This is a genomic window from Leifsonia shinshuensis, assembly GCF_014217625.1.
GTDB classification, from domain to species: domain Bacteria; phylum Actinomycetota; class Actinomycetes; order Actinomycetales; family Microbacteriaceae; genus Leifsonia; species Leifsonia shinshuensis_A.
Window position 1 is genome coordinate 2,611,386 of the sequence record NZ_CP043641.1, and the last position, 14,636, is coordinate 2,626,021.

Annotated in this window: 18 protein-coding genes; 8 read left to right on the plus strand and 10 right to left on the minus strand. The window is 65.1% G+C overall.

Annotated features, from left to right (window positions below; all coding sequences use genetic code 11):
- The first annotated feature begins 44 nt into the window (after positions 1–44).
- From F1C12_RS12490 to F1C12_RS12510, 5 genes are all read left to right on the plus strand, one after another.
- Complete coding sequence (locus F1C12_RS12490) at positions 45–944, plus strand: ROK family protein (RefSeq protein WP_258045881.1); 900 nt, start codon at positions 45–47, stop codon at positions 942–944.
- Positions 941–1,621, plus strand: coding sequence for an N-acetylmannosamine-6-phosphate 2-epimerase (locus tag F1C12_RS12495; RefSeq protein ID WP_185275320.1), 681 nt, complete (start codon positions 941–943; stop codon positions 1,619–1,621). The genes F1C12_RS12490 and F1C12_RS12495 overlap by 4 nt, the downstream gene beginning before the upstream one ends.
- A complete protein-coding gene (locus tag F1C12_RS12500) occupies positions 1,618–2,571 on the plus strand; it encodes a DUF4862 family protein (protein WP_185275321.1) in 954 nt (317 codons plus the stop codon). Before F1C12_RS12495 ends, F1C12_RS12500 begins: the two co-directional genes overlap by 4 nt.
- Positions 2,564–3,349 (plus strand): glucosamine-6-phosphate deaminase, encoded by a 786-nt coding sequence (locus F1C12_RS12505; RefSeq protein ID WP_185275322.1) that lies wholly within the window; start codon positions 2,564–2,566, stop codon positions 3,347–3,349. Before F1C12_RS12500 ends, F1C12_RS12505 begins: the two co-directional genes overlap by 8 nt.
- 519 nt (positions 3,350–3,868) lie before the next feature.
- Entirely contained in the window at positions 3,869–4,066 is a 198-nt protein-coding gene (locus F1C12_RS12510) for a hypothetical protein (RefSeq protein ID WP_185275323.1), read from the plus strand.
- A 217-nt stretch (positions 4,067–4,283) separates the two neighbouring features.
- Here F1C12_RS12510 and F1C12_RS12515 read toward each other — a convergent pair whose 3' ends face one another.
- Both F1C12_RS12515 and F1C12_RS12520 read right to left on the minus strand, forming a co-directional pair.
- Positions 4,284–5,273: a hypothetical protein gene (locus F1C12_RS12515; RefSeq protein ID WP_185275324.1), complete on the minus strand. Its 990-nt coding sequence runs from the start codon at positions 5,271–5,273 to the stop codon at positions 4,284–4,286.
- Positions 5,270–5,617 carry a PadR family transcriptional regulator gene (locus F1C12_RS12520; protein WP_185275325.1) on the minus strand — a complete coding sequence of 116 codons (348 nt, stop codon included), beginning with the start codon at positions 5,615–5,617 and terminating at the stop codon, positions 5,270–5,272. Before F1C12_RS12520 ends, F1C12_RS12515 begins: the two co-directional genes overlap by 4 nt.
- A gap of 516 nt (positions 5,618–6,133) precedes the next feature.
- Here F1C12_RS12520 and F1C12_RS12525 point away from each other — a divergent pair.
- Together F1C12_RS12525 and F1C12_RS12530 are read left to right on the plus strand one after the other, a co-directional pair.
- Positions 6,134–6,406: a peptidase inhibitor family I36 protein gene (locus F1C12_RS12525; protein WP_185275326.1), complete on the plus strand. Its 273-nt coding sequence runs from the start codon at positions 6,134–6,136 to the stop codon at positions 6,404–6,406.
- Positions 6,407–6,584: 178 nt separating this feature from the next.
- Positions 6,585–7,274 (plus strand): hypothetical protein, encoded by a 690-nt coding sequence (locus tag F1C12_RS12530; RefSeq protein WP_185275327.1) that lies wholly within the window; start codon positions 6,585–6,587, stop codon positions 7,272–7,274.
- 827 nt (positions 7,275–8,101) lie between these two features.
- Here the strand turns inward: F1C12_RS12530 and F1C12_RS12535 are convergent.
- From F1C12_RS12535 to F1C12_RS12570, 8 genes are all read right to left on the minus strand, one after another.
- Entirely contained in the window at positions 8,102–8,629 is a 528-nt protein-coding gene (locus tag F1C12_RS12535; RefSeq protein WP_185275328.1) for a hypothetical protein, read from the minus strand.
- Positions 8,626–9,231 carry an RNA polymerase sigma factor gene (locus tag F1C12_RS12540; protein ID WP_185275329.1) on the minus strand — a complete coding sequence of 202 codons (606 nt, stop codon included), beginning with the start codon at positions 9,229–9,231 and terminating at the stop codon, positions 8,626–8,628. The genes F1C12_RS12535 and F1C12_RS12540 overlap by 4 nt, the downstream gene beginning before the upstream one ends.
- Positions 9,232–9,812: 581 nt before the next feature.
- Complete coding sequence (locus F1C12_RS12545; protein WP_185275330.1) at positions 9,813–11,396, minus strand: SIR2 family protein; 1,584 nt, start codon at positions 11,394–11,396, stop codon at positions 9,813–9,815.
- Entirely contained in the window at positions 11,384–12,097 is a 714-nt protein-coding gene (locus F1C12_RS12550) for a DCL family protein (RefSeq protein WP_185275331.1), read from the minus strand. The genes F1C12_RS12545 and F1C12_RS12550 overlap by 13 nt, the downstream gene beginning before the upstream one ends.
- A gap of 177 nt (positions 12,098–12,274) precedes the next feature.
- Positions 12,275–12,535: a helix-turn-helix domain-containing protein gene (locus tag F1C12_RS12555; RefSeq protein WP_185275332.1), complete on the minus strand. Its 261-nt coding sequence runs from the start codon at positions 12,533–12,535 to the stop codon at positions 12,275–12,277.
- An 85-nt stretch (positions 12,536–12,620) separates the two neighbouring features.
- The gene (locus F1C12_RS12560; RefSeq protein ID WP_185275333.1) at positions 12,621–13,073 is read right to left on the minus strand and encodes an SDR family NAD(P)-dependent oxidoreductase; all 453 of its coding nucleotides are present in this window, start codon (positions 13,071–13,073) and stop codon (positions 12,621–12,623) included.
- 133 nt (positions 13,074–13,206) lie between these two features.
- Positions 13,207–13,584 (minus strand): hypothetical protein, encoded by a 378-nt coding sequence (locus tag F1C12_RS12565; protein WP_185275334.1) that lies wholly within the window; start codon positions 13,582–13,584, stop codon positions 13,207–13,209.
- Complete coding sequence (locus tag F1C12_RS12570; RefSeq protein ID WP_185275335.1) at positions 13,584–14,024, minus strand: hypothetical protein; 441 nt, start codon at positions 14,022–14,024, stop codon at positions 13,584–13,586. The genes F1C12_RS12565 and F1C12_RS12570 overlap by 1 nt, the downstream gene beginning before the upstream one ends.
- A gap of 194 nt (positions 14,025–14,218) precedes the next feature.
- Between F1C12_RS12570 and F1C12_RS12575 the strand changes: the two genes are divergently transcribed.
- The gene (locus F1C12_RS12575) at positions 14,219–14,488 is read left to right on the plus strand and encodes a hypothetical protein (protein WP_185275336.1); all 270 of its coding nucleotides are present in this window, start codon (positions 14,219–14,221) and stop codon (positions 14,486–14,488) included.
- The last annotated feature ends 148 nt before the right edge of the window (positions 14,489–14,636 follow it).

The following is a 14,636-nucleotide window of genomic DNA, read 5'->3' on the forward strand; positions in this document are numbered from 1 at the left end:
CTGCGGGGAGCCCGGTGCCGCACTCGACTGATGCCCGGCTCGCCGTGGGCGTCGACCTCGGGGGCACCAAGATCGACGCACGCCTGCTCGACGCGTCCGGTGGCGTCCTCGCGCACGCGCGATCGGCCACGCCGCCCGCCGGAGGCCAGGCCGTCGTCGCCGAGATCGCGGCACTGGTCGCCGCCGTGACCGAAGACCGCGATCCGGCAGAGCTGGCGGGCGTCGGGATCGGCGCGGCCGGGATCATCGAGCCGGCTACCGGGGACGTCCTCGACGCGACCGACGCCATCGCAGACTGGAAGGGGGTTCACCTCGCCGCCGGCGTCGCCGAACTGACCGGACTGCACGTGCGGGCGATCAACGATGTGCACGCCCACGCACTGGGTGAATCCGTGCTGGCCGGACTCCCCCGCGGTGCGTCACTCCTCCTGATCGCGGTGGGCACAGGCGTCGGGGGCGCGTTCATCCGCGACGGCGAGGTGGTCGCCGGGGCCCACGGAGCCGCCGGTCACTTCGGCCATATCGCCTCTCCGCACGCCATCGGGCTGCCATGCTCGTGCGGCGGTCGCGGGCACGCCGAGGCGAGCGGGTCGGGTCCGGCGATCCTCGCGACCTATCGGAGGCTCGGCGGCTCCGCGTCCGATGCGATAGAGGTCTCGGCGCGCGCGGCGGATGGCGACGAAAGCGCTCGAGCAGCGATCGATCTTTCCGCCACCACCGTCGGGTCCGTCGTCGGCGGTCTCGTCAACGGTCTGGACCCCGACCTGGTGGTCGTCAGCGGGGGCGTGCCACGCATCCCGGGCTGGTGGCAGACGTTCGAGGCTGCCGCGCGGCAGGAAGCCCTCCCGCTGCTCGCGTCCGTCGCGCTCCGGCCCAGCGCCGGCGACTCTGCCGCATGCCTCGGCGCCGCGAGCCTCGTCCGTGAAAAGGAGTACACCCCATGACCGACTTCTTCGACGCTGTCGCCGGGCGGCTGATCGTCTCCGCTCAGGCGTATCCTGGCGAGCCCATGCGCGATCCCCGGACCATGGTCGCCGTTGCGGAGTCCGCGGTGCGCGGCGGTGCCGCTGCCATTCGGTTGCAGGGCCTGGACGACATCCGGCTCGGCGCCGAGACCCTCGATGTCCCGGTCATCGGGTTGTGGAAGGACGGCAAGGACGGCGTCTTCATCACGCCGACTTTGGAGCATGCGGTGGCCGTCGCCGCGGCGGGCGCGGACGTGGTCGCGCTCGACGGCACACGACGGGAGCGGCCGGACGGCCGCACCCTGGCTGAGGTCGTGAAGGCGCTGCGGAACGAGACCGACGCGCTCGTCATGGCCGACTGCGGAAGCGCCGAGGATGCGATCGCCGCCACCGAGGCGGGCGCCGACATCATCGGGACGACCCTCGCCGGTTACACCGGGGAGCGCCCGCGCGGCGAGGGACCCGACCTCGACCTCATCGCCGAGCTCCGCGCGCTCGCGCTCGGCCGGTTCCTCGTGGCCGAGGGCCGCATCCACACTCCGGAGCACGCGCGGCAGGCGCTGGAGGCCGGGGCCGACTCCGTCGTGGTCGGCACCGCGATCACCCACCCGCAGACCATCACCTCCTGGTTCGCGCGCGCGGTCGAGGCGCGATGAGGACCGTCGTCAGCGCCTACGCGGCCTCCCCCGCACACACGCGCTGGGATCCTGCGTTCGAGGAGCGCTTCCTCGCCGAGCTGGTCGCCATGGACGGTGTCGGCGCCCTGGAACTGCCGTGGCTCGGCCGCCTCCATCCCTATGACGACGACTGGCTGGTCTCACGACTGCCTGCGACCGAGCTGGTCGTCACTGCGCTGCCGTGGACGATGACACGCTCGAAGGAATCGCCCGGCTACGGCCTGGCCTCAACCGAGGCGGATGGCCGGGCGGCCGCCATGGCCGACCTCGACCGGATGCGCCACGACCTCGCACGTCTACCCGCGATCCCGAGCGTCGTACTCCTGCACACGGCGCCCAGCGGCGGCCCCGGTTCAGCCGACGCCCTCCGGGAGTCCCTCGCCTCGATCGCGTCCTGGGACTGGTGCGGCTCCACGCTCGCGATCGAGCACTGCGACGCAGTCGTGCCTGGCCGCCCGTTCGAGAAGGGCTTCCTCTCCCTCCCCGACGAGTTGGCGGCACTCGAGGGCATCACGGAAGCGGGGCTTTGGCTGAACTGGGGCCGGTCTCTCATCGAACTGCGGGACGCGGCAGCCGTCACCGCGCAGGTCGCCGCCACCGCCGCGTCGGGTCGCCTCCTGGGGCTCACCCTCTCCGGAGCCGCCAGCGCGGACGGACCCTACGGGCCGGCGTGGGCCGACGCCCACCTCCCGTTCGCCGAGTCGGATCCGCGGTCCGGCTCCCTGCTGACCCGCTCGGCCGCTCGCTCAGCCCTCCGGGCAGCGGGCGACATGCCGTGGCGCGGGCTGAAGGTGAGTAGACGCCCAGGCGACGAGTCGGTCGCCGAGGTGCTCGCGACCGTCGAGGCCAACCTCGCCATTCTGCGCGAAGCCGAAGGAACACCCGTTGCCGCGTTGGGTGCGGCGCTCGTTGGAGGAGCAGATGGCTGAAGTCGTGGTGGTGGCGGACAAGGACGCGGCGGGCGAACTCGCGGCGGAGTCGATCCAGGCGCTGATCGCCGCCAAGCCGGATGCGGTGCTGGGGCTGGCGACCGGGTCCACCCCGCTGCCGGTGTACCGGGCGCTGGCCCGGCGGATCGGCGCGTCCGGGACGGATGTGTCGCACGTGCGCGGCTACGCGCTGGACGAGTACGTGGGCCTGCCGGCCGGGCACCCCGAGTCCTACCGGGCGGTGATCACCCGGGAGGTCGTGGAACCGCTCGGGCTGACCCCCTCCCTCATCCACGTCCCCAACGGCGCCCTCGCCACGATCGAACACGCCGGCGCGGACTACGAGAAGGCGATCGCGGAGTCCGGGGGTGTGGACGTCCAGCTGCTGGGCATCGGCACCGACGGCCACATCGGCTTCAACGAGCCCGGTTCCTCGTTCGCCTCGGTCACCCGGGTGAAGACACTGACGGAGCAGACCCGCAAGGACAACGCCCGGTTCTTCGACAGCGAGGACGACGTCCCGATGCACTGCATTACCCAGGGGCTCTCCACCATCCTGCGCGCCCGGCACCTGATGCTGCTCGCGTTCGGCGAGGGCAAGGCGGAGGCGCTGGCCGGGGCGGTGGAGGGACCGGTGTCGGCCTCCAACCCGGGCTCGGCCATCCAGCTGCACCCGCACGTGACCGTGCTCGTGGACGAGGCCGCGGCGTCGCGCCTCCGCAACATCGACTACTACCGCTACGCCTACGACCACAAACCCGCCTGGCAGAAACTCTGAACCACAGCGATCACGCCGGGGTCAACGCCGTCTTCTGTGGGGCTTTTGTGGGGGAAATGCCTTGCTCAAGGTTCTGAAAGCGCCTCTGACCAGGACTCTCGGGCTCACTCTCCGATGCCGGCTTTGCAGCCATCGTGAACACTGCACCGACATCGTTGAAAGCCCTCAATTTGCTCGCGACGGGTGGAATGCAGAGCGAGGTTGGGTCCCTGCTTGAAGACACAACATTGACACCACCCGCGGTTGCTGGAGCAACCTTCGACCCGCGCTCTCAACCGTTCCGGGCAGACATGATGCAGGCGATGTGGGTCTGTCAACAGAACGGAACCCCGATGGGGGTGCTCGAAGACGGTTCGTAGTCCAAGCCGACTGTCGAGGCAGCGCGTTGGGCGGCGTCGACCGGGAACGGGTCGACGCCGCCTGAGCCAACTCGCTCAGCTCACCTGCGATCAGCAGATGCGTTGCCGCATCTGACAGCTACGATCGAAGTATTCGCCCGCTAACGCAGGGAGGCAGGCAATGTTCTGGACACGAGTCCGCCGAGTGTTGGCCGTTACTGGCAAGGTCGCGGTCTTCTGCGGCCGCATCCTGTTGCTGATCCTCGGGCGCGTCGGAGCGGTACTGATGATCATCGGAAGCGGCATGAAGGGTGGACACTCGGCCGACGAGCAGGCGATCGCACTCTACTTGCCCCCGCGCGACGAGTATCGCCCCTGAGCACACTCCGGGATCGAGATGTCCTTGATGGAGAAGGCCCGGGACGCACAAAAGGCTCCGCAGCAGCGGAGCCCTTTCTCTTGCCAACAGTTCTTCGATCGAAAAAGGGACCACCGTAGATAGCCCCTTTATGGCGGGCCTATCTAAGGTTCCCTACAGCCCAGTAACGGCGCGAACTTTCATTCTGCTAATCCCCTGTGGGCCGGAGAATGATCCCCTAACGGAGGTCTCCGCCCTTCGCCAACTCCTGGTCCCGCGTCTCCATCGTTATCCGGATCCCGGACCGACGCAGCGCGAACACCACTACTGCCGCCACCACCACGACGAACAGAGCGGCCGCTCCCCAGCTCACGGCACCGGCGGGGTTGTCGCGGATCACCGCCAGATACCACCCGGCTAGCCAGGGCGTCACCGCGAGGGCGAACACCGCGACCGCCGCTGGCCGGCGGAGCAATAGGAGGACGACAGCGATGGCGATCAGCAGTGCGACCATGACCGAGGGAGGGACCCTCGCCCCGAAGATGTACCAGAACTGGCGATCGGACGGCATGTCGGGGACCAACATCGCGTTCCAGGCGTAGACGCCGACGAAGAGCAGGATCCAGAGCGGGACACCCACGATGAGTCCGCGCCGTTTCGGTGGCGCCGAGGCGGCCAGGAAGCCGGCGAGCGCAAAGAACACAAGGTTTGTCGCGCTCGGGCCGTCCCATCCGGGCACGAGTGCGTTCACACAGGGCAGCAGGACAGCCACGAGTCCGCTCGCGGCGAGGACGGCCCGGGGGGCGCGGCCCGCGCCGGTGAGGACCAAGATGAACGCGGCCGTCCAGATCCCAGTCAGGAGCACGCCAGGGCTAAGAAACGGCCCAAAGGTGACCACGTCAGGGGCAGCCTCCCGAAACGAGGACCGATAGCGGGAGAGCGGCGCCCACCAACTGCTCCAGAACATGATGAGGGAGAACGCGAAGCCGTACCCGAACGCGAGCGTCGCGGCCCCGGAGCGCACCCCCTCGGGGAGGACCACGGCGATCCGCGCAGCAAGGCCGCGAAGCGCCAAGTCAGTCAGCTCGCCGGCCGCAGGCACGGTGCGACCGCCGTGATCCGCTCCGTCCAGCAGCATTCCGACGACGGCGTCTGCGTTGCGCCGCCGCCACGACTGCGGATACCAGCGCAGTGCCGCCCTGTAGCGTGCTTCCAGATCCTGCGTCATTGCGTCATCCCCGCGAGTGCCGGCCCCGTTCGCCGTCGCAACCGCTCACGCGCGCGTTTCGCGTTCTCTTCGAGCCGTGACGCCTCCTCGACGAGCCGTTCACGCCCGGAGGCCGACAGGGCGAAGTAGCGTCGTAGCCTCCCGCTGACGACCTCGTCGCGAACATGCTCGACAAGCCCAGCCCCTTCCGCACGCTCGATGATCGCGTACAGCGACCCCACCTTCAGCGCCACACGCCCGTCGGAGAGGTCGGCCACTTCGGAGAGTAGGGCGTACCCATGCTTCGGGCCGTCGGCAAGGGCCGTGAGGAGCAGGAACGAAGGCTCGCGGAGTTCGATAGTCACATAGCAATCATACTCGTGTAAGGCGAGTATCAGCGGCGGTCGCGCGTGGCCTTTTCGCCGAGCTCACATGACACTTCTTTGTCCGCCCGAGGCCGCGGGCCACTGGCCCGAAGCCTCCCTGTCCTCGCGGCAGAACCAACTCCCGCTCTCTGCACGGGCTACTGCCGGGGAACTTGCCTATCACTGGTGGACATATCGCGTGTGAGGCTCGGCAACCGCCGAGACCCCGTTTCGACTGGCCAGCCGGCCACAGATCACACGAGGTAGTTCATGCGTCCCCTACTTTCTCTAGCCGTTGCAGCCGTTCTCGCGACCGGGCCGGTGCTCGCGTCGCCAGACGCACCGTCGACCAGCGGAGACTATTGCGCGGTTCGCGTCCAACCGCTTGGGTCTCCGGAACCTCAAGCGACTCCCGCGTGTTTCAGCTCGCAGGACGAGGTCGATTCCTATCTCGCGGGCCTTGGGTCGTCCAACCTGCGTGCTCGCTCGGCAGCCGCATCAGTGGTCATTGGAACGATGTACAAGGACGACAGTTACGGCGGTGGCAGCTACACGTTCTACGGGTCCGGATCCTGTTCAGGAGTCACGTACGGATTCCCGAGCCTCTCTGCCGACTGGCAGAACACGATCAGCAGCGCCAAAGCGTACGCGTCCTGCTGGGTCACACTCTACGACGCACCGTCGTACGGCGGTCAGCGATACAACTGCACCCCGAACTGCGCAAGCCTCTCGTCGTTCAACGATCGGGCCAAGTCGCTGGTGTTCCGACCAGCGGGGACGATCGGCTGAATTGAGGCGAGAACAATCTATCGAATTGAGGCGGAACCGACTGTCTCGTGGCGGACATATCGATTCAGAACGCGATGGTGACTTTGGCCAGCGCGGACAACGATTTGCCGATTTCTGGTCAATCGGACGGAATCGCTTTGTCGACCGAGTTCGGCTAGGCGCAATTAAGGGGGAACCTTTGATCAATCGTTCTGCAAAATATCTGGCCATTGCCGCGACCGTCTTTGTCGCGGTCACGGGAATTGCAATCCCGGCACAAGCCGAGGAAGCACCACCCATCGCTCCTAACACGTTGGCTCAGCTCAATGCAGGCTTCGAAGAGCTCGGAGTCGCCGTCGATGCACGCCCGGCGCTCCTGGAGGCATACGCACAAGGGAAGACCTGGGACAACTCATCCGGCGCCGCCCCAGTGACGGACGACACGTACCGCGTCGGCATCACGGACTACACCCGAAAGGTCTACTCGGACGGCTCTGTCACATTGACCTCGATTGAGCGTCCGACGACGCCGTCTGCCGGAGGAGGCATTCAGCCGATGGGGCTTTCCGGCTGCAAGTACCTACTGAGCGCTGGTGTCGCGACGTGGAGCAACTGCAAAGTCGAGAAGAACAACGGGATTCTGACCGAGTGGTACCACGCGGGCTACTGGCAGGGGCCGTCCGGCGCCGGCGTCAGTCTCACGAACACATGGGACTGGGACATCCAGGCAGCAGGTGGTGCGTGCTCAAAGGATTACCTCGGAACTCCCACGTCAACGAAGGCACGCATCCGAGCGTATTGCACTGTCATCTCGGGCATCGGCTCCAGCTACCCCTACTTGGATTTGGATGTCACTAAGTCGACGGCAGCAGTAAACGCCAACTGGTGAACACCGAAAGACTAAGCACATGAACCCTCTACTCCAGATCATCGGACTTCTGACCCTTGTGGCGCCGCTCGCGGTGGCGATCGTCGCGCTTGTCATCGCGGTGCGAGGAATCCGCGGACTCCGCGCGGAAATTCGTGTTCTGAGGTCCGATCTCGCGCACGCCACAGAGCGCAGATCTGACAGGTGACGAGCCAGCGGCCGATGGGCGTCGCGAGCCCATCGGCCGCTGTGTCTCGGTCAGTCCACGAGCGAGCCTGGCGTACCGTCACCAATCGATCAGCCGCTTCGCGTGCTCCACAAACCTCAATCGATTATCCGAGTAAACCCGACTTCCAGGGCAGAGAGGTTTGGGCGCAAACCCCACAGTTCGCTGCCCGTAATACCGAACCAGATGCCGGCAACCCCAGTCGTGCCAGCCGAGCGGCTAGCGCGTTCTTGACCGCAGTGACGATATCGCGCGGCGACACGGGAAGGCCTGTTCGTGACCGGGGTTGACCAAACAATTGACAGTCGAAAAGGGGAAAGAAATGCAATCAGAATCGGTTGAGGCCCAGTCTCAGGCAGACCGACGCGCGCTCGCGCTTACCGCGCTCATCCTCGCAATCATCGTTCCGCCTGCGGGCATCATCTTGGGGTTCACGGTCCTGGCGAAACGACCATCGGGTGCTCCCCACCGCCTAGCCGTCGCGGCGATCGTGGTCGGCTTTGTGGTACTCCTCGCATACCTCATCGCACTGCTCAGCCCTGCGATTTTTGCTCTAGTGAACTAGGCGCTCGAACAGAACACAACTGCCACTCGACCCAGGAGTCCGGTCGCTGCGGTCGATTCAGTCGGTCTTCTCCGGGGCGAGCCCGACCGCTTGGCACACACCGGGCCGCCCTGGAACCACCGCAGCGGTGCCGTCGCTCATGACGCACACCTGAAGCTGCGCCGGCACCTGACCGGGTGCGTTCGAGGCGGCCAGCGGGTCGTGATCCGTGTTGAACACTCCTTGACGCCACATCGTCCGGCAGAGTTCGAGAGCGTTCTCGACCCGCCCACCGCCCGCGTCCGGGTCGTACATGGTCGCGCCGGACATGTCGTACTCGCCGTTGGCGCCGCGTTCGGCGGAGGCGAAGCAGTAGACGCCGTCCCGATTGGTGACGTGTTGCGCTGAGACGACGGCGGTGGCGGCTGTTGCGAGACCCCCGACGACGAGGATGCCGACGCTTCCCCAGATCGCGAAGCGCCGCCGGAAGCGCAGACGCCGCTGGTCCGGTTCGCTGCGGACCTGGGTCATCAGCGCGTCCCGGATCGCATCCGTGCGGACCGTCGTCATGTCGGGCATGTCGTCGCGGTCGTATGCGGGGCTCATGATTGCACTCCGTCCAGCTGGGCGGTGAGGTCGGGCATTGCGCCGTGGCTCGTGAGTCGCTTCCGGACCTTCTCCCTGGCGCGATGCAGTTTCGACTTCACCGTACCTATGGGAATGTCCAACGCGGCGGCAACGGTTGCAATCGGAAGCTCTTCGATGAGGCAGAGGTCGAGGATCGACTGCTCTTGTGCGCTCAGGTGCGCCATCGCGGCCCGGACTGCGACCAGCTGGGCGTCCCGATCGAGCTGTTCGAGGACATCGTCGGCGTGGTCGGGTTCCTGTCCTGGCGCCGGGAGGGCCGCAATGAGGCGTCCGTGCCTCCGCTTCGTGCGGGCCTGGTTCATGAGCACGAAGTTGGTCACGGACAGCAACCACGGCAGAAGAGAGCCGTCGACGATCCGCACCTTGGCGCGGTTGCGCCACGCTTCCAAGAAGACCAGCGCGACGACGTCTTCGGCGTCGGCTACATTTCGGACGTGAGCGTACGCCTTCCGGAAGATTCGCCTGCGATAACGGTCGAACAGGATGGCGAAGGAACGCTCGGTGCCGGTGGAGGCTTCCAGCCACAGCGCGGAGTCAGAGATCTCCCCCGTGTCGTGCAATTCTCGTCCCCCTCGCGATCGAGGCGAGACTAACACGGACGGCAGACGGAGCTGTCCACCGCCGGTCTTCGCGCTAGTGGTCGGTTCATACGATCGAGAAGGGCCACGCGTCCGCAGTCCCCCCGGACAGACGCGTGGCCCTCAGGACATCGCGGCCGAATGAAGCCCCTCCCACTCGCGACGTCGGCGCGATGCTCAGAATCGCGCTCAGAAGGGGGATGTCCGGAAGAGGTGGGATGGTTCCATCGGAGGGAAACGGGCCACTTCGATGGGCTTCAAGTCGGCGGGGCTATCTAAGGTTGCGCGAAACCCGATAATTCAGGGGGTGTTGAATCTGACAATCCCCTGGACCGGCGAAAAGAATCCCCCGCCAATTGGTGCCGATTGACACCAACCACTGACACAATCCTGCTCTGGGCACGAGCGCTGAGCTCTGCCAATTGGTATGGGTGTCGGTCGGCGTGCTCGGCGTGTCGCAAGGGTGCGCCCGTCCGGTCCGCCCGTCAGTGTTGGTGCCGACGTCACCAGCTGCTCAACTGATTCACTTCTTCGTCGCAGAGGACCGTTCTAGCGGCGAGGAGTCACTCAGGGCGTGCGTCGAAGGTGTGGTCGACAAACTGATTGACGTGATGCGTTGGTGTTGTCCCGGTGATGTAGAGGTTCGCTTGGCGTGAGGTGTTCGTTTCGTCCCAGATGAGGTCGATCTCGGTCCAGACTCCAGCACCGAGGTACGCGACATCGACAGCCTCCGCTGGCGGCTGGCCGGACTCAGGCACGTGCAAGGCCTTAAGCGCTCGGTGGGAGGCTGAATACGCTCTAACGAACTCGATCCTCAGATTCTCGATAGCGGAGCCGAAGAACGCGACTCGCAACTTCGTCGGTGCCCATTCGATGCCGAAGCCGCTGTCGGTGTTTGTCGGAGGCTCGTATCCCAGAGCCTCTGTAAGGCCGGATTCCGCGCCTAAGCGGACCACCGCGAGGCGAGGAGGACCGTTCTTGTCGAACGGATCTGCAAGTCTATTGACGGCCTCAGCAAAGTTCGTCGGATCGCCCCACAGCCCGGTGCTCCGTTGTTCCCAACCCGGGTCGACAACCACTATCGACCTGCTCGGGTCGGAGTTCAGCCAGTCCCGGATGACGGCGTTGATGTGTGCGTCGCCGAATGAGTAGCCAACGACCACGAGCTGGGTTGCCCGGTCCAGCGCCCCTTCGAAGGCCCGCATGAGAATTAGCGTTGGCCCCTCGGTTTCCAGCTTCTCCCGGTCGCCGATCACGATCGCCGGCGCTTGATTCTCGCCTGCGGGGACCTCGACGATGAGGTCCGCGGGGAGTCGCCTCTGGCCGGGGACCTCCTGGGCTTTCTGTTTCGTCCAGCTAATCGACCCGTGTACTTTGATGAGGTTCATCGCGCCGTCCCGCGGCGGGAACGGTTCGCCATGCCACGCAGCGAGCCCAGCGACTCCAACGTTTACGTCAACCCCGACTCGTTCGCACATCTGCTCGACAGTTGTGTCGTAGTTCAGAGTGGTGACGTCGAGACCGCCTACCTGGGCTCGCGCGAGGTCAGCGAGCGGCTCAAGGTAGGCGACGTCGCCTACCTGAGACAAGCGTCGAGCGGCGTGGGCAAGGAGTTGCGCTTCAACTTGTGCGTAGATTGCTCCGTCGCCTGGCTGGGTCATTGCGCGGACGATCTGCTGGATTCGCGGGACGAGTTCGTTCGTCCACGGCCCTTTGATCCCGCGGTCTATCGCTTGCAGGAGTTCTCGGTCACTCACCGTGACCGGGTGATGGTCGGCGCGCTCGACGGATGGCTTCCAACTCGGCACGAATGGGGCGGCCTCATGGGTGTCCCGTCTTCGTAGCAGCCGAACTGCCGAAAATAGCTTCTCGACGTTCACCGCGTTGAGCGGACTCGAACCCGCAGCGGTCGCGTGTTCCACCATCGACGCGTACGCGTTGTTTAGCGCATACTTGACGTCGGTGCCGACGTGGCGGTCTTCTTCGATCGATTTCATCAGATCAAGCGCAAGCTGGTTGGTCAACGGTAGACCGGCTGGCCTCGACGCGCCGGCGCCGAGCAGAACGGTCACACGCCGCTTCGGTGAGGACTCATCTGACTCGACTTCAACGTTCGGCGCAGTCCCCGCGTCCGTCACGGCGTCCACGGTTTCTCGTCGCTTCGCGGGCGTCGCGCGGCTTCGTTGGCTGTCGCTAGGCCGAAGTTCGCGTGGGCTTCGTGAAATTCGAGCCAGCGCTCTGCTTGCGCCTCGTCCTCCAAGACGCTGCCGATTCGGGTGGCGCCGTGCCCTGAGTGGACCGGCATCTTGTCCCAGCCACCTTCGTTCATCGCGAATGCATAGGTGAGTTGCGGCCAGGTCGGGTCGATGTAGACAACTTGAGCTGAATCTCGCGATCGGAAGAGGTCGCCGCTGAGGTCGCTATACACAGGGTGCCCGTCTGCGAAGCGCTCATCTCGGTATCGCAGTCGTCGCGCGTCGACGAGTTCGCGCATCGCTTCCTTCGCGTCGGACTTGGCTGTGTGCGAGTGGATGGCGGTGCGGTAGCTGAAGTCTTCCGGCGATCCATCAACGCGGCGGATCCAGATCCCGATGGCGTCGTCGGCTACGGCGAAGGAGTGGTTCCCGTCGGCGGTTCTGCCGATGAAGAAGTGGTCCACTCCAGGCCCGGTTTTCTCCGCCGCTTCGGGGTGACGTTCGAGAAGCTCGAGCAGCATCTGCTCATGGGTGGGGTCGGTAATTCGGTCTCCGACCTTGTATCCCGATTCCCGGAGGATCGCCCGGAAGTCGGCCTCTGCGGCTTTCTTCGATGGCCAGCTGAACGAATCGAGTACGACGGGGATGGGCATAGAACCTCCAATAGTGACAACCACACCACGATGGTCCGGAGCAAGGGGATCGGACCAGCCCCAGTTCACGTCGCGTGAGCCTGCGAGTATCGGACCATTCGGACGCGGCGGGCCGGGCGCCTCAGCGGGGCGCAGAAACCCGGCTGCTTGTACTTGCTGAGACAAACAGACCCAGTCTCACCGCGATCGCCCGGTGCAGTTCTCAGGCGACCCGTCCTCCCGCCGTTCCAAGACCTGCAGGCTGGGCGCGGAGCCGGAGACGCTGAGGCGGCTGCCAAGCGCGCCGTGGGCGCGCCGTAACGTCGCGAGTTTGATGGTTTCGTCGGCCTCCGATTTCTCCATCTGCGAGACCGCGGCGGCGGACACTTCGAGCCTGTCGGCGAGCTCACGAATGGTGAGCCTGAGTGCTTTCCGTGCTTGGCGAATCGTCTCCGACATCGTCGCTCCTTCGTAAGCTACAGCTTACGACGAACGAGTGATGCGCTTCGGGAGGCGCTCTGCCCGGCGCCCCCCGAAGTTCACATCAGGCGTTGATTAGGACGCCTCCGTCGGCGTGGATGTTCTGACCGGTGATCCAGTGGCTGTCGTCGGAGGCGAGGAAGACGACGACCGGCGCAACATCCTCGTATGGGTCGCCGGCGCGACCGAACGGGTTATTGACGAAAGCCTTCTCCACGTGGTCGCGCAGTTCCGGGTTAAGGTACTGGAGACCGCCGGACACGTTTTCTGTCATCCCGTTGGGGCAAACGGTATTGACGCGAATGTTGTACTGCCCCCATTCACGGGCGACGACACGTGAGAGGCCACGTACCGCTTCTTTAGCCGCTGCATACGGCGCATATAGCGAGTCACCCATAACGCCTGCTTCGGAGGCGAAGTTGATGATTGACGCTCCGGCACCGGTCTTGTCCCGCGGGTGCGGGAAACAGAGTTTCATCAGGTGCCAATATGCATAGACGGAGCTACGCAGCTCCACGTCGAGGTCGTCGATCGTCTTCTCATGGGGACACGGCAGGTAGGAACATGATCGGCAATCAGATGAAGAGCAGGAATGAGCGTTCTTCCTGTGCCGCCCCGGCCGCAAGTTCTGACTGCCTACTCCCCGCGTTCTACCCGCACTCGTCACACACTCCACTGATCGGCAAAAGCAGCCCGCACACGAGGCAAGGATCTGCAGATGGGCGGTGGTCTTGCCAGTATCCGCCCTCCCGAATCCGATTGACCGGCAGCTCCACCCAGGTCAGCTCCCCGGTTTCAGTCTTCAGGCCGTCGATGTACCCGAAAGCCACGTAGACCATCCGTTCAAATCCGTCGACTCGCAGCCCGATGTATCCGCCACTCGGGGGAACATGTACGGACTGTATCTGCAACCGCGAGAGGTGCCCACGGATAGCCTCAAGATTCTCCGCCGGCCACCACGGAAAGGCGCGCAGCGCTTCTTCGAGCGTGGCGTACTCGCGTCGACCGCCGACATCGAGATTACTCATCAGGCTTCCGCCGCCTCGCGTGCCTTGCGAATCTTCTCCGCGAAGTCGGTGTCTTCGATTCCGTACATGGGCACGCCCGTGATCGGGTCCTGGCGAAACTCCCACCACACGGCCAGACCGGCCTTCTCCCCCTTTCGCCGGGACCAAGAAAGGACCGGTCCAATTCGACTCTCCGACTCCAGGCCCATACGCTGCGCGACCTCTTCGCCGGTAACCATTCGCGGGGAGGTGTCGATCATGACGCCAAAGAACGCCCGTTCGTTGGCGTTCAGGCTCAGCCACCATCGCTGCGCTGGGTTTTGTTCTACCTGCTGCCGCGTCGTTGACTGCGATTCGTCTGCGAATGCATGAGCGCCCCCCTCGATCCAGTCAGCGAAGACACGGTAGAACTCGGGGATCCTGTCGCTCGGCACTGGAACGGTTATATCCACGCTCGTCATCTCTCCCAACTCCCTGTATCTATACACGACTAATTCCTGGCTATTACCCCTATCTTAGCCCGCTATGGTGACTACCGTGTCGTTGGGCCCGATGGGATGAGGCGCCGAGCCCCAGGAACCGCAGGCCGCTTGGCGTGTCGAGGTGACCGGGCATATTCTTTTTTCGAAGATTTGTTCGAGTTTTGGAGGTGGATATGGCCATCGCTCACGCATCAGAGATCGTCTCCGTTTGGACCGAGAACAACCGGCCGACCCGCCTCGTCTGGCGTGGTGCCCGTTATCTCGTAACGGACACCCCAACCCCGATCAATGAGCCGTTCGACGACGTCGCTCCCACTCACGCGGCGCATCGGATAGTCGGGTGGCGGTTCCAAGGCCGCAGCGTCAACGACGGCGACACTAAGGTATTCGACGTGCTTCAACTCGAAGGCACCCGCTGGCAACTCACCGGCGTGTACGCGTGACTCAGAAACGCTACGAGCTCGGCAAGCCCGACCTGAACGCCGAAGCACAGGAACGAGAGCGACAGCCGAAACCAGTCAGCCTCCCCGACAACCTGGTACGCCGCACGGGGCGGCGGCGCGACGAGCAACGGCCCGTCCGCGTTCGCGC